Annotated in this window: 22 protein-coding genes and 2 riboswitches; of the genes, 11 read left to right on the forward strand and 11 right to left on the reverse strand. The window is 66.1% G+C overall.

Going from position 1 to position 23,713, the window contains the following annotated elements; all coding sequences use genetic code 11:
• The first annotated feature begins 26 nt into the window (after positions 1-26).
• Positions 27-2,378 (forward strand): FdhF/YdeP family oxidoreductase, encoded by a 2,352-nt coding sequence (locus TVC13_RS11675; RefSeq protein WP_422401366.1) that lies wholly within the window; start codon positions 27-29, stop codon positions 2,376-2,378.
• Here the strand turns inward: TVC13_RS11675 and TVC13_RS11680 are convergent.
• The 8 genes from TVC13_RS11680 to TVC13_RS11715 form a co-directional block, all read right to left on the reverse strand.
• Positions 2,329-3,618: a molybdopterin molybdotransferase MoeA gene (locus TVC13_RS11680; RefSeq protein ID WP_422401367.1), complete on the reverse strand. Its 1,290-nt coding sequence runs from the start codon at positions 3,616-3,618 to the stop codon at positions 2,329-2,331. The genes TVC13_RS11675 and TVC13_RS11680 overlap by 50 nt on opposite strands.
• A complete protein-coding gene (locus TVC13_RS11685; RefSeq protein ID WP_422401368.1) occupies positions 3,615-3,899 on the reverse strand; it encodes a DUF6457 domain-containing protein in 285 nt (94 codons plus the stop codon). Before TVC13_RS11685 ends, TVC13_RS11680 begins: the two co-directional genes overlap by 4 nt.
• A 9-nt stretch (positions 3,900-3,908) precedes the next feature.
• Entirely contained in the window at positions 3,909-4,589 is a 681-nt protein-coding gene (gene mobA / locus TVC13_RS11690; RefSeq protein ID WP_422401369.1) for a molybdenum cofactor guanylyltransferase, read from the reverse strand.
• Positions 4,586-5,083, reverse strand: a complete 498-nt coding sequence (locus tag TVC13_RS11695; protein WP_422401370.1) for an HNH endonuclease — start codon at positions 5,081-5,083, stop codon at positions 4,586-4,588. Before TVC13_RS11695 ends, mobA begins: the two co-directional genes overlap by 4 nt.
• Positions 5,084-5,347: 264 nt before the next feature.
• Complete coding sequence (locus TVC13_RS11700) at positions 5,348-6,115, reverse strand: NlpC/P60 family protein (RefSeq protein WP_422401371.1); 768 nt, start codon at positions 6,113-6,115, stop codon at positions 5,348-5,350.
• A 35-nt stretch (positions 6,116-6,150) separates the two neighbouring features.
• The gene (locus TVC13_RS11705; RefSeq protein ID WP_422401372.1) at positions 6,151-6,948 is read right to left on the reverse strand and encodes an NlpC/P60 family protein; all 798 of its coding nucleotides are present in this window, start codon (positions 6,946-6,948) and stop codon (positions 6,151-6,153) included.
• Between the two features lie 4 nt (positions 6,949-6,952).
• Positions 6,953-7,109: riboswitch (cyclic di-AMP (ydaO/yuaA leader) on the reverse strand.
• Between the two features lie 125 nt (positions 7,110-7,234).
• Positions 7,235-8,002, reverse strand: a complete 768-nt coding sequence (locus tag TVC13_RS11710; RefSeq protein ID WP_422401373.1) for a M23 family metallopeptidase — start codon at positions 8,000-8,002, stop codon at positions 7,235-7,237.
• Positions 8,003-8,005: 3 nt separating this feature from the next.
• A riboswitch (cyclic di-AMP (ydaO/yuaA leader) is annotated at positions 8,006-8,220 on the reverse strand.
• An 85-nt stretch (positions 8,221-8,305) separates the two neighbouring features.
• Complete coding sequence (locus tag TVC13_RS11715; RefSeq protein ID WP_422401374.1) at positions 8,306-9,007, reverse strand: metal-dependent transcriptional regulator; 702 nt, start codon at positions 9,005-9,007, stop codon at positions 8,306-8,308.
• A 227-nt stretch (positions 9,008-9,234) separates the two neighbouring features.
• Here TVC13_RS11715 and serC point away from each other — a divergent pair, with 227 nt between their 5' ends.
• A complete protein-coding gene (gene serC / locus TVC13_RS11720) occupies positions 9,235-10,359 on the forward strand; it encodes a phosphoserine transaminase (protein ID WP_422401375.1) in 1,125 nt (374 codons plus the stop codon).
• A gap of 56 nt (positions 10,360-10,415) precedes the next feature.
• On the opposite strand, the gene TVC13_RS11725 is transcribed toward serC, so the two are convergent.
• From TVC13_RS11725 to TVC13_RS11735, 3 genes are read right to left on the reverse strand one after another with little or no spacing between them, the layout of a single operon-like run.
• Positions 10,416-11,705 (reverse strand): MFS transporter, encoded by a 1,290-nt coding sequence (locus TVC13_RS11725; RefSeq protein WP_422401376.1) that lies wholly within the window; start codon positions 11,703-11,705, stop codon positions 10,416-10,418.
• Between the two features lie 54 nt (positions 11,706-11,759).
• Positions 11,760-12,248 carry a DUF3027 domain-containing protein gene (locus tag TVC13_RS11730; protein WP_422401377.1) on the reverse strand — a complete coding sequence of 163 codons (489 nt, stop codon included), beginning with the start codon at positions 12,246-12,248 and terminating at the stop codon, positions 11,760-11,762.
• A gap of 15 nt (positions 12,249-12,263) precedes the next feature.
• Positions 12,264-12,647, reverse strand: a complete 384-nt coding sequence (locus TVC13_RS11735) for a cold-shock protein (RefSeq protein WP_091607783.1) — start codon at positions 12,645-12,647, stop codon at positions 12,264-12,266.
• 224 nt (positions 12,648-12,871) lie between these two features.
• Between TVC13_RS11735 and TVC13_RS11740 the strand changes: the two genes are divergently transcribed.
• The 9 genes from TVC13_RS11740 (at position 12,872) to TVC13_RS11780 (ending at position 23,438) form a co-directional block, all read left to right on the forward strand.
• Positions 12,872-13,141 (forward strand): hypothetical protein, encoded by a 270-nt coding sequence (locus tag TVC13_RS11740; RefSeq protein WP_422401378.1) that lies wholly within the window; start codon positions 12,872-12,874, stop codon positions 13,139-13,141.
• Between the two features lie 40 nt (positions 13,142-13,181).
• Positions 13,182-15,617 carry a helicase-associated domain-containing protein gene (locus TVC13_RS11745; protein ID WP_422401379.1) on the forward strand — a complete coding sequence of 812 codons (2,436 nt, stop codon included), beginning with the start codon at positions 13,182-13,184 and terminating at the stop codon, positions 15,615-15,617.
• Positions 15,610-17,256 carry a DNA repair helicase XPB gene (locus tag TVC13_RS11750; protein ID WP_422401380.1) on the forward strand — a complete coding sequence of 549 codons (1,647 nt, stop codon included), beginning with the start codon at positions 15,610-15,612 and terminating at the stop codon, positions 17,254-17,256. Before TVC13_RS11745 ends, TVC13_RS11750 begins: the two co-directional genes overlap by 8 nt.
• 144 nt (positions 17,257-17,400) lie before the next feature.
• Positions 17,401-17,760, forward strand: a complete 360-nt coding sequence (locus TVC13_RS11755) for a DUF6507 family protein (RefSeq protein ID WP_422401381.1) — start codon at positions 17,401-17,403, stop codon at positions 17,758-17,760.
• Positions 17,757-18,965 (forward strand): glycine zipper domain-containing protein, encoded by a 1,209-nt coding sequence (locus TVC13_RS11760; RefSeq protein WP_422401382.1) that lies wholly within the window; start codon positions 17,757-17,759, stop codon positions 18,963-18,965. The genes TVC13_RS11755 and TVC13_RS11760 overlap by 4 nt, the downstream gene beginning before the upstream one ends.
• Positions 18,966-18,975: 10 nt before the next feature.
• The gene (locus tag TVC13_RS11765; protein WP_422401383.1) at positions 18,976-19,425 is read left to right on the forward strand and encodes a hypothetical protein; all 450 of its coding nucleotides are present in this window, start codon (positions 18,976-18,978) and stop codon (positions 19,423-19,425) included.
• On the forward strand, positions 19,412-19,867 hold the full coding sequence (locus TVC13_RS11770; RefSeq protein ID WP_422401384.1) for a hypothetical protein: 456 nt from the start codon (positions 19,412-19,414) through the stop codon (positions 19,865-19,867). Before TVC13_RS11765 ends, TVC13_RS11770 begins: the two co-directional genes overlap by 14 nt.
• Entirely contained in the window at positions 19,860-20,678 is an 819-nt protein-coding gene (locus TVC13_RS11775; RefSeq protein WP_422401385.1) for a hypothetical protein, read from the forward strand. The genes TVC13_RS11770 and TVC13_RS11775 overlap by 8 nt, the downstream gene beginning before the upstream one ends.
• A gap of 168 nt (positions 20,679-20,846) precedes the next feature.
• Complete coding sequence (locus TVC13_RS11780; RefSeq protein ID WP_422401386.1) at positions 20,847-23,438, forward strand: LuxR C-terminal-related transcriptional regulator; 2,592 nt, start codon at positions 20,847-20,849, stop codon at positions 23,436-23,438.
• Positions 23,439-23,713 lie beyond the last annotated feature (275 nt).

A 23,713-nucleotide genomic window follows, 5' to 3' on the forward strand; every position in this document is an offset into this window, starting at 1 on the left:
ATTTCCTACACAAGGACGTGGTGGCTGTGCCAAGCAAGGCTCCAAAAGATGGAATCGACGAATCAGAGCTGAGGGTTGGTGACCCCAAGACCCATGCCGTGGGTCTTCCGGCAGTGATCAATTCGCTGCGCATATCCTTCGACCAGATGGGCGCGCTGCGCAGCGCCAAGACGCTGCTGAACGTGAACCAGAAGAAGGGCTTCGACTGTCCCGGCTGTGCCTGGCCTGAAGGGGACAAGCGGCACGCCGCGGAGTTCTGTGAAAACGGGGCGAAGGCCGTGGCGGAGGAGGCTACCAAGCGGAAGGTTCCGCCGGAGTTCTTTGCCGAGCACTCGATTGCGGACATGCTGGAGAAGGACGATTACTGGCTGGGACAGCAGGGCCGGCTGACCCACCCCATGGTCCTGGAAGCCGGCGACACGCACTATCGGCCGATCAGCTGGGACGCCGCGTACAGCATCATTGTCGAGGAGCTCGCCGCCATGGACAGCCCGGACCAGGCCGTCTTCTACACCTCGGGCCGGACCTCCAACGAGGCAGCCTTTCTCTACCAGCTGATGGTCCGCGGGCTGGGCACCAACAACCTGCCGGACTGTTCCAACATGTGCCATGAGTCCTCCGGATCGGCCCTGACGGAAACCCTCGGCGTCGGCAAGGGCACCGTCAGCCTGGATGATGTGCAGGCCTCGGACCTGATCATCGTGGCCGGGCAGAATCCCGGCACCAACCATCCGCGCATGCTGACGGCGCTGGAACGGGCGAAGAAGAACGGCGCCACCATCGTGGCCGTGAATCCGCTGCCGGAAGCTGGCCTGCTGCGCTTCGACAACCCGCAGACGGCGTCAGGCATCCTGGGCACCAAGCTCGGCGGCGGAACCCAGCTGGCCGATGACTTCCTGCAGATCCGCCTGGGCGGGGACCAGGCCCTGTTCCAGGGTCTGGGCAAATTCCTGCTGGAGCAGGAAGAAGAACACGGGAACGTCTTCGACCACATCTTCATCGATTCCTACACTGACGGCCTCGACGCCTACCTGGCTGAGATTCGGAAGACGTCCTGGGATGAGATCTGCCTTGCCAGCGGCCTGACCCGCGCGCAGATCGAAGCCACCGGCGCCCGGATGATCGCTTCCAAGTCCACGGTGGTGTGCTGGGCCATGGGCCTGACGCAGCACAAGCACTCGGTGGCGATGCTGCGCGATATCGTCAACGTCCTGCTGCTGCAGGGCAACGTCGGCCGGCCGGGAGCCGGTGTGTGCCCCGTACGCGGGCACTCCAACGTCCAGGGTGACCGCACCATGGGTATCTTCGAGCGGATGCCGGAAGCCTTCCACGACCGGCTCGATGCCGAGTTCGATTTCGCTTCGCCCCGGCGCCACGGCTTCGACACCGTCAACGCGATCCGTGCCATGCGCGATTCCAAGGTCCGGGTGTTCATGGCCATGGGCGGCAACTTCATCCGGGCCACTCCGGACTCCGCGGTCACCGAGGACGCACTGCGCAACACGGCGCTCACCGTCCAGGTATCCACCAAGCTGAACAAGTCCCACCTGGTGCATGGCCGCCGGGCGCTGATCCTGCCCGCCTTGGGCCGCACGGACCGGGACACCCAGGCCGGCGGCGATCAGCGGGTCACGGTCGAAGACTCGATGAGCGCGGTGCACGCCTCGCAGGGCAGGCTGGACCCGCCCGGTCCGGAAGTCCGGTCGGAGGTGGCGATTGTGTGCGAGCTTTCCGAGCGGCTGTTCAACGGTTCCCACGCGCCCTTCCACGAGAACGCACCGAAGCTGGACTGGATCGGCGCGCGGGCCGACTACTCCCTGATCCGCCGGCACATCGAAAACGTCATTCCCGGATTTGAGGGGTTCGAGGCCAAGATCAAGCACGGCGGCGGCGGTTTTGTGCTGCCCAATGGCCCCCGGGACGGCCGCAAGTTCGCAACCGCAACCGGCAAGGCACGGTTCACTGCCAATGAGCTGGAGTACCCGAAGGTCCCCGAGGGGCGGCTGATCCTGCAGACCCTGCGGGCCCATGACCAGTACAACACCACCATCTACGCCAAGGATGACCGCTACCGCGGGATCTACGGCGGCCGGCGGGTGGTGTTCGTGAACGAGGCAGACCTGGCCGCGGCCGGATTCAAGGACGGAGACATGGTGGACATGGTCTCTGAGTATGAGGACGGCGTCGAACGGCGTGCCGAGTCCTTCCGGGCGGTTGCCTACAACACGCCGGTGGGGTGTGCCGCGGCGTACTACCCGGAGGCGAACGTGTTGGTGCCGCTGGACTCCGTTGCCGAAGTCAGCGGCACCCCAACCTCCAAATCGGTGATTATCCGGCTGGAGGCTGCTTCACGGGCCATGGCAAAGGCAGCGCACTGACCGGCTGGTCCGCGGCGCAGCCTTCTTCCGGCAGCACCATAATGGCGTCGGCTTCGGCCAGTCCTCGGAGCATTCCCGAACGGAAGTACTGAGAGGGAAGGGCGCGCCCGTCCTGGATCCGGCATGGAACCAGGCGGGTGCGCCCGGGCAGCGGCGCGACGTCAACGCCGGCCAGCACGTGGAACTCCCGGGCGGACGCGGCGCCCCGCAGTCCCTCCAGCAAAGGCTGGAGCACGGTGAAGACAGCCATCATGGCTGCCAGCGGGTTGCCCGGAAGCGCGACGACAAACCGTCCGTCCTGCAGCCGGGCCAGCAGCGTGGGATGGCCCGGCCGCATGGCAATGCCATCAATTACCAGTTCCGCGTCCACGGCTTCCAGTGCCCGGCGCAGGTGGTCTGCATCCGAAATCCCCGTGCCGCCGGTGGTCACCAGGACGTCCCCTGAAGACATGGCCAGCGACGTTTCATCGACCGCATCGGTGCTGAGGGCCGCTATGACGTCGTCCAGCCGGTCCGGCAGACGGCGGACAGCGTCCACCCGGCCGCCGAGCATCTCCACCAGCTGCGGCAGCTGCGGTCCGAAGGTGTCCCGCACCTGGCCGGAGTCCGGCAGCCCGGATTCAATGACTTCGTCGCCGGTGAAGAGCAGCGAGACGCGCGGTGCCCGAAGGACCGGCAGCGTGTCATGCCCGCACACCGCTGCGAGGGCAATATGCGCGGGGTTCAGGACCGTGCCGCCGGCGATCGTTGTTTCACCGGCTGCGGCTTCTTCACCCGCCGGGCGGATGTGTTCCCCCAGCCGCGGTTCGTCTTCGCGTGCCGTGGACGCCCGGCGCAGCGTCGCAGGTTCGCCGGGGTCCAGCACTCCGTTCTCTGTCCGGAGGACCGCTTCAGCTCCGGCCGGAACCAGGCCTCCGGTCAGGATGGAAACGGCCTCACCGGCCTGCAGCGGACGGCGGCCGGATTCCTTGTGGATTTGCCAGGGCTCCGGATCGGGCTCGGGCACCACTATGGTCCATGGCTCGGGCCCGGCTACAGCCCACCCGTCCATCGCGGAGGAAGCGTAATGCGGCACGGGCTGCAGCGCGACGGCGTCGGACGCCAGGGTGTGCCCGAGCGCCTCTGCCAGTGGGACCGTTTCAAACGGCAGCGGACGGGCCGCAGCGTAGGCGGCTCTCCGCGCGTCTTTCCATGATGTGTTGGGCTGCAGGGGCAGGATCACAGGCAGCGTTCCGTTCACTTGGGCTCCTTCCGGTCTGCTTCCGCATCGCATTCGCGCTGGGCCGCCCGGATAGCGGCCCGCATGGCAACCGCTTCGTCCGCCTGGCCGGACCCGGCAGCGAGTCCTGCAGCAAGACCTGCCACGAAGGTGGTTAGGGGCGCGGCCGGGCGCACCACGTTGTGGGCGGCTGCTGCGGCCAGGTCCAGCACCGCGTTGATGTCCACCTGCGTTCCGTCTAGCTCGAAGGCCTGCAGCAACCGCTGCGTCCAGTCCTCGAGTTCCTGCTGCTGGGTTCCCATCTTGGCTCCTTAGTCCTTGGCTGGAGCTGCGGTTCCGGGTGGTTGAAGGGCGGCACGTGGCCCGGCCTGAATGCCCCATTTCCCGGCATCGGCCCAAGTGTCCACGTCCGCTGTGCTTCCCTCCGGGACGGCAGTCTCTCTCCACTGCACCCTAGCAAGCATGCTGAACATTGAAACATTGGCGAGTCCTCCAGCGTGTGCCTCCGCGGCTGCAGCCAGATCCTCCGTGCGGTACAGGGCCGCCAGCGGCTGCGTCTTGCCGCCCGGGTCCACGGCCAGCACGGACCTGCTTGGATCCTCTCGTGCGGCTGCCAGCAGCGCAGGAACCGCCTGGTCTGCCTGCGGCATGTCACAGGCCAGCACCAGGGTCCAGGGGCTGCGGCTGTCTCCTGCGCCCGCGGCGAGTTCCCCGAGGGCGGTGAGCGCAGTTCCCACAGCGGCAGCAGGACCGGAGAACGGCGGGTCCTCACGCACAATGAGACCGGAAAAGTCCGTTCCTGCGAGCAGTCCGCGGAGGGACGAAGGCCCCGCTACGGCCGTGCGGGCAGCTCCCTGCGACGCACGGAGGGCGCGAACCAGGAGCGGTTCTTCCCCGATGACAAGGCTGGCTTTCGGTTCCCCTCCGAGCCGGGAGGAACGTCCGCCCGCAAGAATAACGGCGTCAAACGCCGGCATTGCGCCAGAACTCATGCTGCGGTGTCTCCCAGGAACTGGCTCCACTGCGCCGCCGGCTGTTCCAGTTCGCGGATCTGCCAGCGGGTGCCCCGCGGCGCCTGCGGGGTGAACAGCAGCTTCCAGCCCAGCTGATTCAATGTCCTGTCGCCCTTCTTGTTGTTACAGCGCAGGCAGCATGCCACGAGGTTCTCCCAGCTGTCCTGCCCCCCGCGAGATTTTGGCACTACATGGTCCACGGTCGACGCCGGCTTACCGCAGTACGCGCAGCTGTGTCCGTCCCGCCGCAGGACTCCGCGCCGGGTGGCCACGGCTGAATCACGGTACGGAATATTCACGTACCGGTTCAGCAGGATCACTGATGGACGGGCGAAGACATCCCCCGGACCTACAATCGGGTCACCGCTCTCCGCCAGCACACTGGCTTTGCCCGTTAGGACAAGGACCAGCGCGCGCCGGAAGGTGACCACTGCCAGCGGTTCATAGCCCGCGTTCAGAACCAGGGTTCGCATGCACGTTCCTCTTCGCCTGCCCGCCACCGGGGAAGAGACAACGTCCACCGGCAGTGCGGTACTTCGAATGTTCACTGCAAGGGTAAGCCGCGGAACGCGATCCCGCTATTAAACCGGCCCGGGTTCGCGCGAACCAGGGCCGGCGGCTGGTACGGCTGGCAACCCGGCGGGGCGGGTGGGTGCGCCGGAAAGGCAGATGGGTCCTGCCGTTTCCGGCAGGACCCTTCACTGTGTCAAAACTAAGGTTGCGTCAAACTAAGGCGCTTAGCCTCCGACGCGGATGTACACGCCGCCGGAACCAAGCTCCGCGGCAGCAACCACGGTCTGGTTCCCAAAGAACCCGCCGTGCACGGCCTGGCCGTTGCCTACGTAGACAGCAATGTGGGCCAGGCCCATGCCGCCGTCGGCGTAGTAGATCAGGTCGCCGGGGACAGCCTCGGCTGCGCTCACCGTGCGGCCCAGGGAAAGGTAACCGGCGGGCCAGTCGTGGAAGTTGATGCCGGCAGCTGCCAGCGCGTTGGTAACCAGCATGGTGCAGTCCTGCATGACACCAAGCTGCGCGTAGGCAGCAGCAGCGATCGTCGCTGCCGTACCGGAGGCGGCCGGAGCCGGTGCTGCCGGAGCAGCTGCCGTCTGCGCCGTTGCCGGTGCGGCTGCGGGAGCCGTAGCCGTTTCCTGGCCAGCGGTAACTTCCTGGGACTGGACTGTGACCTCAGCGGCCTCTGCGACCTCGGGAGCAACAATCACGCCCGGAACCGGGGTCAGCGTCAGGTCCGGACCGATTGCGTCCGCCGGGACCTGAAGCGGAATGGAGGACAGGTCCAGCTTGCTGGTCTGCACATCGCGTGAGGTCTCCGGACCGGCTGCGGTAGCAGCTACGCCCGTGCTCAGTACCAGACCGGAAGCGGCGGCAATAACTGCAGCCTGGCGTCCTACGCTGCCGGCGCTGCTGACAGCGTCTGCAAGAGCGGACAGGGAGTTGTTGCGCTGTACGGGCGCACGGTGGCGCGCACGCTCAGTTGACGTGGTCATTGGGGGTTTTCTCCGTTGTTTCTGGCAACTGGGCGTCAGCTGACGCGGACGAAGCTTGCGCCGGGAAGATCAGACAGGGAGTGCAGGCCGGTGTTCATGCCGTTGAGGCCACCGCTGATGACCTGGCCGTTGCCGACGTAGATCGCAACGTGGCCGCCGGTGATGACGAGGTCGCCGGGCTGCGGGCTGCCAACAACAGCACCGAAGGCGAAGAACTGGCCGGGAGCCAGGTCGCCCACGGACTTGCCGACCGAGCGCAGTGCATTCTCAACCATGGCGGTGCAGTCCTGCGCCACGCCGATCTGGGCGTAGGCGGAGGCCACCAGGCCGGCTGCGACGCCGCTGGCGCTTGCCTCAGCGGGAGCGGGGGTGGAGGAAGCGGTGCTGACGTTGCCGGCGGCCGGTGCGGCCTGAACCGGAGCGGCAGCCTGCTGCGCGGCGACGGCTTCCTGCTGTGCAGCGGCAGCAGCAGCTGCGGCTTCTTCAGCCGCGGCCTGCTCAGCAGCTGCAATCTGTGCGCGGGTCTCAGCGCCGGAGAGCGAGCCGGCCAGCGGCTGGACCGGAAGTTCGAAAGGTGCCTGCTCGGAGACCGTAACGGTTCCGTTGGAGGTCACAACGTTGAGGGGGGTGGCTTCAAGGGCCTGGCGGTCGGTTGAAACCGGAGCTGCCTGGGCCGGCATGCCTGCGGCCAGGACGAGGCCGGAAGCAGCGACAACCACGGCAGCCTGGCGGCCGACGGATCCTGCGTTGGCGGTAACGGCTTTGGACAGCGCGGTAAGCGGGCTTACCGGCGCGGTGGCGGCACGACGGCGGCCGGAATTGACTGATGACACAGTATTTGCCTCTCCCAACGCCTGCGAGGTGAGCTGTCGGATTCGGATGGGAGTCACCCGGTTGCTGGACTGCTAAGTCCGGCAACTTAACCCCTAGGGCTTCTTGCGAAACCCGAAATTGGTTCCCCCGCCTCTGCCATGCGATTTTGCGAACGGATCTCGGACAGTGGCAGAGCTCGGCGAGCTGTTCGAGAGTGCCTGATCTTTGGCGAATCAGGCACGGTGACGAGAATATAACAACATCAAGGAAATGTCACGCTCAGGTCACGAAAGGGTATTGCCGGGGTCACAACCAGCCGAGGGGATCGACAGGATTGCCGTTTACGAGTACCTCGAAGTGCAGATGGCAGCCGGTGGAGGCCCCCGTGGTCCCGCTGGCGCCAACCAGGTGTCCACGCTCCACGGTGTCCCCGACGGACACGCTGATCGCTGACAGGTGGTTATAGGTGGTCTCCACGCCGTTGCCGTGATCGACCACCACACGGTTCCCGCCGCCGTACTCGTGCCAGCCGGCAGACTTGACCGTTCCGGCTGCCGCAGCCGTTACCTCGGTGCCGCAGGCAGCAGCGTAGTCCTGGCCGGTGTGGAGTTCCCCCGCCGTGCCCGTGATGGGGCTGACCCGGTAGCCGAAGGATGAGGTCTGGATAAGTTCGGACTTCAGCGGGGTCGCCAGAGTGCCCTTGGCCGCAGCCGGGGTCACGTCGGTTCCTGCGACGCTTAGTCCGCGGAGCTTGGCATCGGGGTCGAACTTGGAGGTAAGCGCGGCGCGGTCAAAATCCAGGACCACATTGGGATCCGCGGAGACCGGGGCCGGTGCGGCTGCCGGTTCCGGCGCCATGGCCGGGTCCGTAGCCGCCGCCGTCGTCGGCATTGCGACGGTCAGGACCAACCCTGACGCGGCAGCCGTGATGGCGAATTTTTGGGCCGTGCCGCCCAGTGGACGGTGGACAGGTTCGGCGCGGCGCCGGCCGGCTGGCCGGCTGGCGGTGCGTGGACGCAGTTCAGCGGCCGGCAATTCGGCCCTGCGCCTGCCCGAAGCAGCATGCTTCGACAAGTGTTTCCCTCTCTTTAAAAGCCTGCGAAGTTAGCTGTCGGATTCGAGTAGAGAAACTCGGCCCCCGATGCCCGGGACAATCCAGGTAAACGGATGGTCCTGCGCTTGCTCGAAGGCTTCACCCCAAGGCATTGCTGCTGCCGGTTGGTGGGTCCTCCGCCCCTGCCTGCGAACGGTTGCACCTGCGGTCCAGTGGCAGGGTTCGGCTGTTGGACCGGTTAGCGGTGTTGTTGCTGTAGTCAGATGCCACTATAGGGGCAAAAGACCAAAAGATACCATTCCGTTACCTGCCGGAGCTGAAGGTCACGAAGCGGGCGCGGAGACAAATACGTGGGAAGCCACCTCTGCGGGCAGTTCCAGGGCGCCTTCAATTCCCGGCACGCGCACGGAAATGTAGCCACCCACGACCTCAGCCGTAATGCTCGCTCCCGGACGCAGACCGGCCTCATCCAGCTGGGTCAGAAGCTCCGGGTCCACCTGGATCGGCTCGGCCAGACGCTCCAGCACCATCGGCTGCGTCGAGCTGACCAGCTCGACGGCGGACAGCAGGTCCCGGTAGGCAACAGCCGGCGGTACGGCCGCTTCGCCGCCAAGGGCTTCCAACCCGGGAATCGGGTTTCCGTACGGGGATTCGGTGGGCTTGCCCAGCAGGTCATACAGCCGGCGCTCGACGCGTTCGCTCATCACGTGTTCCCAGCGGCAGGCCTCGTCATGGACGTACGCCCAGTCGAGTCCGATCACGTCGGCGAGCAGCCTCTCGGCCAGCCGGTGCTTACGCATTACCTCGGTGGCGCGTCGCCGTCCAAGCTCGGTCAGTTCCAGCTGGCGGTTCCCGGAAACGACTACCAGGCCGTCACGTTCCATCCGCCCGATGGTCTGGGAGACGGTTGGGCCGGAATGGCGCAGGCGCTCGGCAATGCGCGCCCGCAGGGCCACGATGTTCTCTTCTTCGAGCTCAAGGATGGTTCGAAGATACATCTCAGTTGTGTCGATGAGGTCCGTCATGACCGTACCGCTCCTAGCAATCGTGCGGAAGTGAATACCCGCAGCGGCACAGAACGCGCCGCCGGTTCCGTTCCCACGTTAGCCCATCGGCCCAAACCGGGGAGAATTATCTGCGCCGGCAGGCCCGATGCGCCAGCCCGGTCACAAATAGGACCGGTAAGGGCGCCGGGTGTTGAATAGAAGAGTACGTTGAAGCACCCTGCCAACCCGCTTGGAGCAAACAGAAAATGGGCGAACCCGCCGTTACGATTCCCGCAGATCTTCTTCCCAAGGACGGACGTTTTGGCGCCGGCCCTTCCAAGGTCCGGCCCGAGCAGATCCAGGCCCTGTCCAGTGCCGGTGCCAAACTGCTTGGCACCTCCCACCGGCAGGCACCGGTGAGGAACCTCGTGGGAAGCGTCCGTGAGGGACTCTCCGCCCTGTTCCGGGCTCCCGAGGGCTACGAGGTTGTCCTCGGCGTCGGCGGTTCCACCGCTTTCTGGGACATCGCCTCCTTCGGACTGGTGGAAAACAAGGCCCAGCACCTTTCCTTCGGAGAATTCGGCTCCAAGTTCGCTGCCGCCACCAACAAAGCCCCCTTCCTTGCAGCTTCCAGCATCATCAAGGCTGAACCCGGCACCCGCCCCGAAGCAGCAGCCGAGGAAGGCGTTGACGTCTACGCCTGGCCGCAGAACGAAACCTCCACGGGCGTCGCCGCTCCGGTTCGCCGGGTTGCCGGCGCCGATGCGGACTCCCTTGTGCTGATCGATGCCACTTCCGCCGCTGGCGGCCTGGACGTCGACCTGGCTCAGTCCGATGTCTACTACTTCGCCCCGCAGAAGAACTTTGCTTCCGACGGCGGGCTGTGGCTGGGTATGTTCTCCCCCGCCGCCCTTGAGCGTGCGGCCCGGATCAATGCCTCGGACCGTTGGATCCCGGACTTCCTGAACCTGCAGACCGCAGTGGATAACTCCCGGCTGAACCAGACCTACAACACGCCGTCGCTCTCCACGCTGGTGACCCTGGATGCACAGATCCAGTGGCTGAACTCCAACGGCGGACTGGACTTCGCCGCGGCCCGCACTGCCGACTCCGCCGGCCGCATTTACTCCTGGGCGGAGAAGTCCGGCGTCGCTTCCCCGTTCGTCGCCCGCACCGAGGACCGTTCCAACGTCATCGCCACAATCGACTTCGATGCTTCGATTGATGCTGCAGCCATTGCCAAGACGCTGCGCGCCAACGGCGTGGTTGACGTGGAGCCGTACCGCAAGCTCGGCCGCAACCAGCTGCGTATCGCTACCTTCGTGGCCATTGAACCTGACGACGTCAGTGCGCTGCTGCAGTGCATCGACTACGTGATCGAGCACTCCTAACCGCCAGATCTGTTGTTCCCGGGCACCTGCCCGGTTCGAGGAGGACCCCGGCGCCGCTACTGCGGCCTGGGGTCCTCTTCGTTTAAGCGCTTCTCCGTCGCATCGCTGGTCAGGTAAAGGCGGCGCCGGACTGAACGGTCATAATGCAGCCGCAGGTGGTGCGAACGCCAGGCCCAGACCAGGCCAATCACGGCAGTGACCAGCCCGGAAGCGGCGGCGACGCCGAGGCTCCAGCGCGGACCGAAGGCATTTGAAACCCATCCGACGATCGGCGCACCCAGCGGGGTGCCGCCCAGGAAGATCGCGAAGTACAGCGCCATGACCCGGCCGCGCATAACCGGCGTCGTGGTGGTCTGGACGTAGGCGTTGGCACTGGTCATCAGGGTCAGGGCGAACAGCCCCACCGGAATCAGGGAGAGGGCAAAGATCCACAGGCTCGGCGAGAGTGCGGCCACCGTGCAGGCGATGCCGAAGGCCCCGGCGGCCCCGAAAATGAACCGCAGGCGCGGACGTTCACGGCGCGCGGAGAGCAGTGCTCCGGCAACGGAGCCAATGGCCATGATGGAGTTCAGCAGCCCGAAGATCCCGGCGTCCTGCCCGAACTCAGTCCGGGCCATCGCGGCGATGTACACGGCGAAATTCAGTCCGAAGGTTCCCACGATAAAGATCGCGACCAGGACCATGATCAGGTCCGGGCGGTAGCGCACGTACTTCAGCCCGGCGCGGATCCGTCCCTTGCCGGGCGGGGCCTTGGGCAGCACCCGCAGCTCGGAGGAACGCATCTTCAGCAGTGCCAGGACCATGGCCGCGAACGTGACCGTATTAATGAGGAAAACCCAGCCGGGTCCCACCGCCACGGTCAGCAGTCCGGCAGCCGCCGGGCCGATCATGCGCGCGCCGTTGAAGGATGCACTGTTAAGCGCGACGGCGTTCGGCAGGTTCTCTTCGCTGACCACCTCGGAGACAAAGCTCTGGCGGGCGGGGGCGTCGACGGCGGAGACCACGCCCAGCGCCAGCGCGAAGGCGTAGACATGCCACAGCTCCGCGTGGCCTGAAAGCACCAGCAGTCCCAGTCCGGCGCCGAGGGCGGCCATTGAAACCTGGGTCGCGAGCAGGACCCTGCGCCGGTCATAAGTGTCCGCGATCAGGCCTGCCCAAGGTGCGAGGAGGAGCTGCGGGCCCAGCTGCAGCGCCATGACGATGCCCATGGCTGCTGCGTCCTGGTTGGTCAGGATGTCATAGACCAGCCAGTCCTGGGCGGTGCGCTGCATCCAGGTTCCGATGTTGGAAACCAGGGCTCCCAGGAACCAGATGCGGTAGTTGAAAATTCGAAGCGAACGGAACATTTAGGTTCACTTCTCCCTTCCGGGACAGTGAACCGAATTCCGTGCACTCACCGATTATTCGTCCTCCATGGCCGCAGGTGCCGCGGCGTCTTCTTCCGTCTGAGCTGCCTCTGCTGTGCCGGCGTCCGGATTCCCGGCCTCGTCCTTGGACTCGGTTTCCTGGGCAGCCACGTCCTCGGGACGCACCCTCTCGGACCACGGCACCCACTCGGGGGCCAGGATGGCGTCAGCTGAGGGCAGCAGGCCCACTTCGCAGACCGTGGCCACCTTGCCGCGCGGAACCCGTGCCACAGTGGCGTACCACTCCCAGCCCCGGTAGCCGGGGCGGTTGGCGCGGAACCGGTGGGTGACCAGCCGGTCTGCTTCGGGAACAGCACTGAGCCACTCCCCTACCTGCTCTTCCGGCGCGACTTCCAGCAGTCCCGCCCGGGCGCTTTCGACGGCAGCGGCGAGCACCGCGTCCGGCTTGGACGGCTTGCGCGGCGGCTTGCGGGCAGCAGCAGGCTTAGTCGGTTCGGTAACGGTCGCGTCGGTAGTTTTCACTCGGTGGTTCTGCCCCTATGCGTCAAGGTCGTCGGCAACGGCCCGCAGCACGGCAGCCACCTTGGTGGCGTGCTTCTTTTCGGGGTACCGGCCCCGGCGCAGTCCGTTGGAGATTCCATCCAACAGTTTAATAAGGTCTTCGGTAATCACCGCCATGTCATCAGCGGGCTTCCGCGTGGCTTTGGCCACCGACGGCGGAGCCTCGAGAATCCGGGCAGAGAGCGCCTGGGGGCCGCGGCGTCCGTCGGCCACACCGAACTCCATCCGGGTTCCGGGCTTCACCTCGCTCACACCAGCGGGAAGCGCAGAAGCATGCAGGAAGACTTCCTGGCCGTCGTCAGTGGCCAGGAATCCGAATCCCTTGCCAGTGTCGAACCACTTGACCTTGCCGATGGGCACTTCGCTTACCTCGTTCTTAGCTATTGGGTGCGGACTTTCGACCGCATGATGAATGGGGTGGTACGTCCGCGCGTATCCGTCTTCCGGTCTTCTAGCGGGCCGGCGGCGGATGCCTGTTGAGATACTACGGGGAAGAGTCTTCCCTTTAGAATATCCCGAGCCCCCTAATCCTTGGGCCGCCCCGCTTTGGGTGTGCGGATTTTTAGCTGTTAGCGTTAAAGACCATGGAGCATCTGGGTCCGACCCCCTCAAACAGCCGCGCTGACGGCTCTCAAAAATCAAAGCGGTCACCGCTGCGGATGCTGATAACGGCGCTGGCAGGACTGCTGGCCGTGGCCGGTGCCGGCAGCCTCGCTGCCCTGCTCCTTGAAGCACTTCGGGGCGAGGCCATCTGGCCCGGATTTGCTGCCGGCGCGTTCTATGCCCTGCCCCTGGCGTTCCTGATGATGGCCGGGCTGGTAATTGACTCAATCGTGCGGCGGCGCCGGGGCTGACCCGTTTGTTTTCGGTCCCACTCGGGTAACGTATTGGACGATGTCCGCGATCCGAGCCTTGGCCGAAGACCTTGCAGCGCGCAGTGACGAACAACTGCGCGAACTTCTTCTCGCCCGGCCGGACCTGGCCCTGCCTCCGGTTCCTGATTTCCAGGCACTTGCCGCCCGGGCCTCGACGCGCATCAGCGTACAGCGCGCCCTTGAAAAACTCACCGCACCCCAGCTGCAGGTCCTGGAAGCGCTGGACCTGACCACAAACGAAGACTCGCATCTGAGCACCACGGCCTCCTGGCTGAAGGCCTCGATCTCCGGCTCCACCATCAAGGCGCTGGATGCGATCCTGAGCTACCTGCACAGCCTTGCCCTGCTGCGCCGCGCAACCCCGCATCCGGGTGCCCCCAAGGCGGACGCCGGACGCAAGTTCTACCTGCCGGTCTCCGTACTGGGCGAAGCGCTGGGCGCCTATCCCGCCGGTCTGGGCCGCCCTTATTCAACCCTTGCCGCCCAGCAGCCGGAATTCGGGCAGCGCCTGGTCTCAATCGTGGAGGGACTGCGGCAGCGCGGGCTGCCCATCGAGAAAGCCGACACGCCTTCAACCGCAGCGCATTCGCTGCACCATCTGGTCTCCGACCCCGCCGGTTGGGAAGCCCTGCTGGCCGACGCACCCCCGCAGACCCATGACCTGCTCCGGCGGTTCAAGTACTCTCCGGTGGGTACCATTCCGCGCAAGGCCGCCATCAGCCGCGCCGTGCTGGACAACCCCGCCCCTACCCCCGTTGAGTGGCTTGTTGCCCACGGCCTGCTGGTGCCCCTGGATGCCCTTCACGTTGAGCTGCCGCGTCCAGTGGGCCAGGCTTCCCGGGGCCACGTAATCGTCTCCGATTTCCAGCTGGACCCGGTTCCGCCAAAGGCCCGCCCCGTCCCGCATGCCCTGCGGGACAACGCAGCGTACGGCGCCGTGGCGGAAACACTGCGCCTGGTGACCGAGCTGCTGGCCGTGGCCGCTGAAGCACCCATCGGAACCCTGCGCTCCGGCGGCGTCGGTGTCCGCGAAGTCCGGCGGGTTTCCGAAGCTCTGCGCCTGGACGGACCGGCCACTGCCTGGCTCCTTGAACTCTCCGCTCTCTCCGGACTGCTTGTCCTCGATGCTGCCACCTCACGCTGGGGTACCGCGGAAAGCGACTGGCACACCCTGGACCGGGAAATGCAGTGGCGGCACCTGGTTGAGGCCTGGCTGGAAGCCGACCGGGCGCCGTCGCTGGTCGGCGCACCGCTGCCGGGCGGAGGATCGGTCAATGCGCTGGCCGGCGAGCTTTCCCGGCCCGATGCCCCGCTGGTGCGGCACCGCATGCTGGAGATGTTCGCGTCCCTGGTCGGAGCAGAATCCGTGGAGGAAGGGCACTCCGGCGCTTACGACGCCGAAGACCTCATCAGCGCACTGACCTGGTACCAGCCCAGGCTCCAGCGGCGTTTCGCCCGACTCGTTCCGGGAATCCTGAAGGAGGCCGCCCAGCTGGGACTCGTCGGTTCCGGCGCCCTCACCGAGCTGGGGCACGCCGTCGCCGCAGGTGACCTGGACCGGGCCGCGGACCGGCTGCGGGAGGTGCTGCCGGAGCCGTTGAGCTCCTTCCTGCTGCAGGCAGACCTGACAGCGGTGGCCCCCGGCTACCTGGATCCGAAGGTGGCCCGGCAACTCGCGCTGGTAGCCGACGCCGAGGGACAGGGTCCAGCTACCATCTACCGTTTTTCCTCCAATTCCATCCGCCGTGCCCTGGACTCGGACCTGGACGCGGCGTCGATCCTTGAATTCCTGGCCCACTATTCCGCCACCGAAGTTCCGCAGCCGCTGCGCTACCTGGTGGAAGATACCGCTGCCCGGCACGGCAAGCTGCGCATCGGCGCGGCCTGGTCCTACCTGCGCAGCGACGACGAGACCGGGCTGAACGCCCTGATGGCCGATCCGCGCGCCGCCGTCCTGGGGCTGAGCCGGATTGCGCCGACCGTAATCGCCTCGGCCGCCACACCACAGGAGCTCGCCTTGGCGATCCGGGGCCTGGGTTACGCGCCGGTCATGGAGGGACGCGCACGGGAAGCCTCGGGTTCCCACGCCCGCCCCCCGGTTCCGGCGCCGTCGTCCTCCGCCACCCGTATGAACCAGTGGGAACTGACGGAGGACGACCTCGACGCCCAGCTGGCTGCCCTGCGCGGCCGCGGGCCCGTCGTGGCGGCAAAGGGAGATGAGGCCGTTCCCCTGGTCAGCCTGGAAACCCTGCGCAAGGCCATCCGGACCAAAAGCTCCGTGCGGATGGGCGTCGTGGACAGCCAGGGGAATGAACGCCAGGAGATCTTCGTTCCTCTATCCGTAGGAGACGGCCGGGTACGGGTCTTTGATCCGCGCCGGGACGTGGAACGCGTAGTGTCGATACATCGGATAATGGATGTGGAAATAGTGGAGGGCAGCCCAGCACATGGTTGACGGACCTTTGATCGTCCAGAGCGACAAGACCATCCTGCTGGAAGTGGACCACCCCCAGGCCGTCGAGGCCAGGCACGCCATCGCAGCGTTCGCGGAGCTTGAGCGGGCCCCCGAACACATCCACAGCTACCGGCTTACCCCGCTGGGGCTCTGGAACGCCCGGGCCGCCGGGCTGGACGCCGAGCAGGTGCTGAACACGCTGCTCACCTATTCCCGCTTCCCTGTCCCGCACACCCTGCTGGTGGACATCGAGGAAACGATGTCCCGGTACGGGCGGCTGCGGCTGGAGAAGGACCCGCAGCACGGACTAGTGCTGCGCACCAATGACTATCCTGTCCTCGAGGAAGTGCTGCACGCCAAAAAGATCCAGCCCCTGCTGGGTCCGCGGATCGACGGCGAAACGGTGGTGGTGCAGTCCGCGATGCGCGGCCAGCTCAAACAGCTCCTGCTCAAGCTCGGCTGGCCGGCGGAAGACCTGGCCGGGTACGTGGACGGCACGCCGCACCCAATCCTGCTGAACGAGGACGGCTGGGCGCTTCGCCCCTACCAGAAGCTGGCCACGGAGAACTTCTGGGCCGGCGGCTCGGGAGTGGTGGTGCTGCCCTGCGGTGCCGGCAAAACGCTGGTGGGTGCCGCCGCCATGGCGACCAGCTCCACGACCACGCTGATCCTGGTGACCAACACGGTGTCGGCCCGGCAGTGGAAGGACGAACTGCTTCGCCGCACATCGCTGACCGAAGACGAAATCGGCGAGTACTCGGGTGCGGTCAAGGAAGTCCGCCCGGTAACCATCGCCACCTACCAGGTGCTCACCCTCAAGCGCGGCGGGCTGTACCCGCACCTGGAGCTGCTGGATGCCAACGACTGGGGCCTGATCATTTACGACGAGGTCCATCTGCTCCCGGCACCGATCTTCCGCATGACAGCTGACCTGCAGGCCCGCCGCAGGCTGGGCCTCACCGCCACGCTGGTGCGCGAAGACGGCCGCGAGGGCGAAGTGTTCTCCCTGATCGGTCCCAAGCGCTACGACGCACCCTGGAAGGACATCGAGGCACAGGGCTACATTGCCCCGGCAGAGTGCATCGAAGTCCGGGTGGATCTGCCGCGGGACGAACGCGTTGCCTATGCCATGGCCGAGGACGGCGACAAGTACCGGCTGTGCTCCACCTCGGAGACAAAGTCCAAGGTGGTACAGGACCTGGTCCGCCGCCACGAGGGCGACCAGATCCTGGTGATCGGGCAGTACATCGACCAGCTCGATGAGCTGGCTGATCGGCTCGACGCACCGGTGATCAAGGGCGGAACGCCGGTCAAGGAACGCCAGCGGCTCTTCAACGACTTCCGTGAAGGAAAGCTGAAGACACTGGTGGTGTCCAAGGTTGCCAACTTCTCCATCGACCTGCCCGAGGCCTCGGTAGCCATCCAGGTCTCCGGTTCCTTCGGCTCCCGCCAGGAGGAGGCCCAGCGGCTGGGCCGCCTGCTGCGCCCGAAGTCCGACGGCCGGGCTGCCCACTTCTACACCGTCGTCGCGCGCGACACCCTGGACCAGGACTTCGCCGCCAGGCGCCAGCGTTTCCTGGCGGAGCAGGGCTACGCGTATTCCATCCAGGACGCCGCAGACATCGAAAAGCCCGCCTAGCTTCCTTCGCTTTCCCACGCCCGTAAGCATCCCCCATGGATAGTTCTCCCCATGGGCCCCCTGTGTGTCCTGCGCTAGGCTCTTCGCGTTACGAATGCTCTGAGCACATGGAACGTAAGTTGTTCTGCAATACAGGGGGAAGAAATGCCGGTCAACGGCTGGGATATCCAAGTCGCCACAGTCCGTGGCGTCATTGGGAAGGCACGCGCCACGGTGGAAGATCTGATCGCCGAGGAGACCACACTCCAGAACGCAGTCACCTCTGCTGCCGGTTCGGCCAACAGCCCCGTGATCCTTCAGGCGCTCACGGAATGCTATGAGGACTATTTGTCCCGGCTGATCAACAGCGGCACCGTCCGCAGCGAAAACGCCTGCAATTCGACCAGCGAGGCTGTGGACCACTATGTGCGCGGCGACGAAGAGATGGCCGGCAACGCGAATCGGTTGGCCGGCGAATCCCCCGCCGCCACCTCGGACGAGGACAGCGCAGGAGGCGGACGGTGAGTGCAGGAAACCTCCCCGTACTGCCGGACACCGGTGCCGTCCGCAATGACGCGGCAGCGATCGACGCGTCGGGACAACGGGCGAAAGGCTACGGCCAGGATCTGGTTGCAGCCTGGACCGGGCTCCAGGACAGCTACCAGGCCCCAGAGCAGGACATAGTCCACGGTGCCATGGCCAAGGCAGCCGTCTACACGGACGCAACAGCGGATGTGACCGGCGCAATCCGGGATGCCCTAGAGACCTACGCCGACGCCGTTGACGCACTTCGCCCCCGTTACGATGCCCTCCTGGCTGCGCTCCAGGACCACGCCTGCCGGCCGCTGGAGGAGGACAGCCAGGAAAGCGCGGCCTTGGCGCGGTCGGAGGAAGCACGCCTCACCCGCGAGTCAGCCTCGATCGCCGCCGAACTGCAAGCTGCGGAAGACGCCTGCGCTGCTGCGATTTCCAGCCTGCACACGTCATTTCCGGAGCCGCACAGAATAACAACGTCGCCCTACGCCGCGGTCTCGATCGGCCTGGCCATCCACGGGTCCCTTTCAGTGCACCAGAACCCCGGTCCCCGGCTGATTAGGGTGGCCCTGGACCCCGGTTCCAACAGGCGCCAGCTCAATGTGCCGGGCTCAGTCACCCTGCGGTTGAACGGCCGGCCGTACCGCTATCTCCCGGCTGGCAGCTTCATGGCGTCGGTGCTCGCGCCGCTGGGTGCGCGGGCACTGACCATTCATCGGCCGGTTTTCCGCGACCCGGTGATTCGCGGGGCGCGGCGGCGAACCACCGCGGGTGGAAACAACGTGGCTGCTCCGGAGCTGCCGCGCTGGGCGAACAGGGCGGCCAACGGACTGGGCGTGGTCGATGGTGCTTTGTCCGTCTACAAAAACTGGGCGGAGCAATGGAACCAGGACCAGCTGGAGCAACCCGACATGAGCACGGGAGAGCGGGTGGTCAGCGCGGGTGCCACAGCCCTTGTCGAAGGCGGTTCGTCCCTGGCAGGCAGCACCTTCGGTGCCGCGGCAGGAGCGACGCTCGGGAGCTTCATCCCCATTCCCGTAGTGGGAACGATCGTGGGTGCAGCCGTGGGAGGGTGGATCGGCGGAGCCGTCGGAGAAGGCGTGGGGAATTTCTTCAGGAATGCCGCAGAAAAAGGCATCGCAGACAGCGTAAGAGGCGGCCTCAAGGAAGCATGGGAAAACCTCAAACTATGGTGACCCGGGAAGCGTGGGAGAATTCAACGTCATGGACGTTCTAGCAATACTGTTGGCCGGCACCGTCATACTTTTGATAACTCTCTATTGTCTAATCTCCGGGGTCGCGGCAATGAACGGAACCTGGCGCAGCTGGGCGGCGAAGAGGAACATGTATCAATTCGGCAGGCACAGCTATTTCGGCTTCCTGGGCATCTACCTGCTGCCGTTCTTACTCGTGGGCAGCTTCCTCGCTGTCTGTGCGGAACTCGGCCTCAACTGGTTTGACGGTGTCAACACCACCTATGTCCTTGCACCGTTCATGCTCTTGGCGGTCGCCTGCTTGTTCCGTCTCCCCCGTTTTATGCTGCCCGCTTGGTACAAAGACTGGCTGGATCGCGGTGCGAATAAAGACGAAGTCCTGAAACCCGAATATTCGTCCCCGTTCACCTGGCTGCGAAGGAGCGGGAATGTTCACCGCTGAGTACAGCACCAACGTCGCCCTTGAGCGCCCGTCAGACTGGGAGGTCATTCCGCACCCGGACGCGGAACTGGTGGTCGCAGCACCGCTCACGAAGTGGATGGATGAGGGCGGCTTCCGCCCGAACGTCGCCGTTACGGTATTCCCCTTCCCCGGCACCGTAACCCAACTGAGCACGGTCGTTATGGCATCACTGCTGACTTCCCTGGCGGACCCCTATCTGCTTGCTGTGGACCCGGTCCCCCAGCTGGAAGCCGTCCGCCGGCTCGAGTACCTGCACCGGGGATCCGGGGGGCTGATCCACTGCAGCCAGCTGCTGTTGTTCCGCAACGGACTGGCCGCTTCTGTGACCACCTCCTGTGCCGCCAACCAGCTGACCGCCTACGACGAGGTCCTGGGCGCCATCGCGCTCTCGGCCGCACTGAAGGACCCCTCCAATGGTTGATGTTGTCCCGGACCGTGAACCGGCGCTGGATGAGGCCGCGAGCCGGATTCTTGGAGCCGACCTTGAAGAACTCGGTGGTCTGTCCGACCGGCAGCCCTTCAGTTCCCGGGGGCCGTGGCTGAACGGGGAAGCGGTACATCTGCTGGACGCAGCCGCGGAGAGCGGCTACGCCGGACGTTTCCAGCGAGCCGGCCGAAAAGCGGGCCTTGCCGCCCTGGTCGAGGCCGGGCTGATGGATACCGCAGGGCGCCTGACCCCGGAGGGCATCACCGTCACGGCACCGCTGACCTCAACCCGAGTCTCCGTCAGCATCCATTGCCTGCATCCCAAAGCCTCCACGGAGCTGCAGATACAGATCGATGACGAGAATGCCTTGGTACTCGCTGGTCCCTCCCGCACGGAACTCGACGCCGACCGCATCGACCGCTATGAGTCCCTGGTTCAGCTGGATTTCGTCGGTCTCCCAGATCTGGCCCACATGGTAGCTTCATGGCTGGGTCTGGGTCCGGCCTGGACCCTCACGACGGGGGTCCTCGAATTTCCGACCGAGGTCTTCGACCGCCGTATCGCATCCGCAGACGAACCGCCGCCCACGGACGATCCTGCGTGGATGAGGATGTGGAGCGAACCGTGGTTTATCTGGCGAGTCCAGGTGCAAACCGCCGACGGCGCCGCCCCTGAGTGGGGCTACGTGGACGCGGGCCGAGCAGGGCAGCATCTGCTCATGGTCGATGAGGAGCGTGCCACGCTTGAGCCGGTGACCAGTGGAATGGCCTACCGTGACCTCGTTTCCGCATTGACAGTCTTCTGACGCTCCCGGGTACAGAGTTCCCGGGTCATCCAGCTGCCCGCCTCACAGGCCTGGGACGGCGTCACATAATAGCGTCCCGGGATTCGCAGCGGATATCTTGAAACTGCTTCCGGGCGCGCTTCGGCGCGGCTGCGGGCACCCACGTCCCGCCGAGCCGGATCCAGCCACATGCCGCACTTCGCCGTAGTCCCGGGCCCCCCGCGCCCGAATCCGCTCGTCCTCTCCCGCGCCAGGCTGCTGCACGCGCTCGACGACGCCGCTGCCGCCCCGCTCACGCTCGTGCGCGGCCCTGACGGAGCGGGAAAAACCACGCTCCTGCAGGACTGGGCCGCTGTGCGGGACCGGCCTGCTGCATGGGTTTCGGCCCGCAGGAGCGCAATGGCGCCCGCCGAGCAGCCCGGCCCGTCAGCCAGGTTCCTCTCAGCACTGCTGGCCGGTGCCTTTGAAGTGCCGGGACCGGCCGACGCGGCCCTGATTGAGGAAGTTGGACGGGAGGCGGCCGAGGGAGCCGAACTCCGCTCCGTGCTGCCCCGCCTGGCGCACCTGCCTGCCAGGGACCTGCTGATCCTGGAGGACCTCCACCTGGCTAGCGGGTTTCCTGCAGAGGACCTGCTGCTCGACATGTTGCGGGCGGTGCCCGGCCTGCGGGTAGTGGCCAGCACGGCAGCGCTGGGAAGTATCGAGCTGCGAAAGGCGCTTTTGGAACTGGACGTCGCAGTGATAGGCCCGGCGCAGCTGGCGTTCACCGTAGAGGAATGCGAACGTGCGCTGGTCGGCTCCGGACTGCGGGACCAGGCGGAGGAAATCCGGACACTAACCAGCGGCCTGCCGCGATGGGTCCGGTTTATGGCACTCTCCTCCTCCGCGCCTGTTCGCAGCCGCCCGGTACGGCAGCTGCCAGCCGTGCTGGACGCCGTCGCCGCGGACCTCGCTGAGCTGCTGTCCCCGCCCAGGATCTCCGCCGCGCTCGCTGATTTCCTGCTCGGCGCCTGCGTGCCCGAGGAACTTCCGGCCTCCCTTGCGGCACATATTTGGGGCAGCCAAAACGCTGACACGATGATCCGTGAGGCTGAACAGAAAGGCCTCCTCACCCGGAGCAGCGACGGCGGCGCCGTGATGATCCCGCTGCTGCGCAGCGCCGTGCTGGCCGGTGCGCGGAAGTCGTCCCCCGCACGCGTGCACGCCCTGGAAGGGATCTGCGGACGGTACTTCCTGGAACAGGGGCAGCCCCTCGAAGCACTGCGCCACGCCATGGCTGCGGACAGCCTGGACCTGGCCACGGAAATTATCCGTCACCGGGCCTTGGAGCTTTTCACATTCCACGGTCCCGAGACCAGGAAGCTCCTTGAAGGCGTCTCACTCCTGAGACTGGCGCGGCAGCCTGCGCCGGCGCTGGCCCTCGCCATCCTCTACAACTCGTCAGCGTTCCGGAGGATGCGGGGGACGGAGCTGACCCTGCTGGCACTCTCCGGCGCCCGCACCATCTTCCGGTCCATGCCCGGGGCTGAGCGGCTGCTTCTGACCCTGGTTGAGGCGGTCGGGCTGCGGGGATGCGGCCAGCTGTCCCGTTCCGCCGCCCGGGCATTATCCGGGCTGCGGGCGTACGCAGAAATGCCGCTGTCCGAACGCGAGAGAATAGGCCCGCTCGAATCCGTTGCCGTCGCACACCTGGGTATCTCGCTGTGGCGGACAGGTGCCTTGGAAGGCGCCGAAGCGGCGTTTACGCAGGCTGCGGCGCTTGCCGCAGCCAAGGACCAGCCTGACTATGAGGGTTACTACCACTCCCTCACAGCCTCTCTCCTCGCCGAGACTGGGGATCTGCCCGGCGCCGCCCGTTTCCTGCAGCTCTGCAGCAGCCTGGGCTGGGGCCGGGATGAGGTACCCCCCTACTCCGAGACTCCGCTGCGGCTTGCCGAAGCGGCGGTTGCCCTTGAAGCAGGAGAGCATGCTGCAGCCAAAGCGGCCCTTGCCCATGTCCTGGACCAGGCCGATGCCATGGAACTCTGGCCCCGGGTACGGTATCTGGACGCCATGGCAGACCTGGCCGGAGGCAGCCCGGCCCCGGCGCTGGCCCGGCTGGAAGAACTGCTCGCCCGGCAGGCGGACCTGCCCCCGATCAGCGAACCGGAGCGCGCGCTGCTCATCCACGCGCAGGCCTTGCTCCTGCTCGCTTCAGGACTTCCCGGCCAGGCCCTTGCGGCAGCCGGAAACCTGCCAAGGGAATCCAGGGAACTGATGTCGGCACGTATCCAGCTCGCCTCCGGGCAGCCGGACAAAACGCTCAGCTCCGTGCTCCGTCTGCGTTCGGAGGGCACCGTCCGGCGGCAGGCGGAGGCAACCGGTCTGTCCGTTGCCGCACGCCTGCAGCTTGAACCGGGGATGACCCCCGGGCTGAGGCTGGAACTCGCCCGCTTATCGAACCTTTGCACCGTCCATGGGCTCAGGCTGTCCACCGCACTCCTGCCGGCGGCAGACCTGGAACGCGTCCGCAAAGCAGCAGCGGAAACCGGGTTTGACGTGGGTCTGGCAGCCGATCAGGCCGCCGTCATCGGAAGCACCGGTGACCTGCCGGCACTGACTCCGCGTGAACTGGCGATCCTGGGGGCACTGGTCCAGACGGGTTCACTCGCAGAGATAGCCGGCATGCACTTTGTTTCGGTTAACACCGTCAAATCCCAGCTCCGCGGGCTGTACCGCAAACTCGGGGTCTCCGGCCGGGACGACGCACTACGAGAGGCGCTGCGCCGGGGCGTGCTCTAAGGCGCCGAAGCCCGGAATCCAGGTCCGCGGAGGGATGTCTGGATTCCGGACTGCGGCGGCCCGGTGTTGGGGTACCGGACCGCCGCAATAGACCGAAGCACTGGCGGTTTTGGGGCCCGGCAGTGCTTCGGCGGTTCTTGCATTGTGCAGAGCCTGGCGCCTCAGTTCGAAGGCTCCAGTTCCCGTGCAGGCCTGCTGCTCTTCCATGCTCCCCCGGCGCCGGCGCCCCGCACCCCCGGATACCGACGTTCATCCCCAAGTTCACCCTCAAGCCG

This window comes from Arthrobacter sp. 3Tela_A, assembly GCF_049311025.1.
Classification (GTDB): domain Bacteria; phylum Actinomycetota; class Actinomycetes; order Actinomycetales; family Micrococcaceae; genus Arthrobacter_B.

What these genes read in the sequence shown, in the direction of transcription:
- TVC13_RS11745 (WP_422401379.1), top strand. Translation starts at nt 13,182, where the DNA reads ATGTCCGCGATCCGAGCCTTGGCCGAAGACCTTGCAGCGCGCAGTGAC.
- TVC13_RS11775 (WP_422401385.1), top strand. Translation starts at nt 19,860, where the DNA reads ATGGTTGATGTTGTCCCGGACCGTGAACCGGCGCTGGATGAGGCCGCG.
- TVC13_RS11755 (WP_422401381.1), top strand. Translation starts at nt 17,401, where the DNA reads ATGCCGGTCAACGGCTGGGATATCCAAGTCGCCACAGTCCGTGGCGTC.
- mobA (WP_422401369.1), bottom strand. Translation starts at nt 4,589, where the DNA reads ATGAGTTCTGGCGCAATGCCGGCGTTTGACGCCGTTATTCTTGCGGGC.
- serC (WP_422401375.1), top strand. Translation starts at nt 9,235, where the DNA reads ATGGGCGAACCCGCCGTTACGATTCCCGCAGATCTTCTTCCCAAGGAC.
- TVC13_RS11740 (WP_422401378.1), top strand. Translation starts at nt 12,872, where the DNA reads ATGGAGCATCTGGGTCCGACCCCCTCAAACAGCCGCGCTGACGGCTCT.
- TVC13_RS11695 (WP_422401370.1), bottom strand. Translation starts at nt 5,083, where the DNA reads ATGCGAACCCTGGTTCTGAACGCGGGCTATGAACCGCTGGCAGTGGTC.
- TVC13_RS11715 (WP_422401374.1), bottom strand. Translation starts at nt 9,007, where the DNA reads ATGACGGACCTCATCGACACAACTGAGATGTATCTTCGAACCATCCTT.
- TVC13_RS11770 (WP_422401384.1), top strand. Translation starts at nt 19,412, where the DNA reads ATGTTCACCGCTGAGTACAGCACCAACGTCGCCCTTGAGCGCCCGTCA.
- TVC13_RS11725 (WP_422401376.1), bottom strand. Translation starts at nt 11,705, where the DNA reads ATGTTCCGTTCGCTTCGAATTTTCAACTACCGCATCTGGTTCCTGGGA.
- TVC13_RS11685 (WP_422401368.1), bottom strand. Translation starts at nt 3,899, where the DNA reads ATGGGAACCCAGCAGCAGGAACTCGAGGACTGGACGCAGCGGTTGCTG.
- TVC13_RS11780 (WP_422401386.1), top strand. Translation starts at nt 20,847, where the DNA reads ATGCCGCACTTCGCCGTAGTCCCGGGCCCCCCGCGCCCGAATCCGCTC.
- TVC13_RS11750 (WP_422401380.1), top strand. Translation starts at nt 15,610, where the DNA reads ATGGTTGACGGACCTTTGATCGTCCAGAGCGACAAGACCATCCTGCTG.
- TVC13_RS11700 (WP_422401371.1), bottom strand. Translation starts at nt 6,115, where the DNA reads ATGACCACGTCAACTGAGCGTGCGCGCCACCGTGCGCCCGTACAGCGC.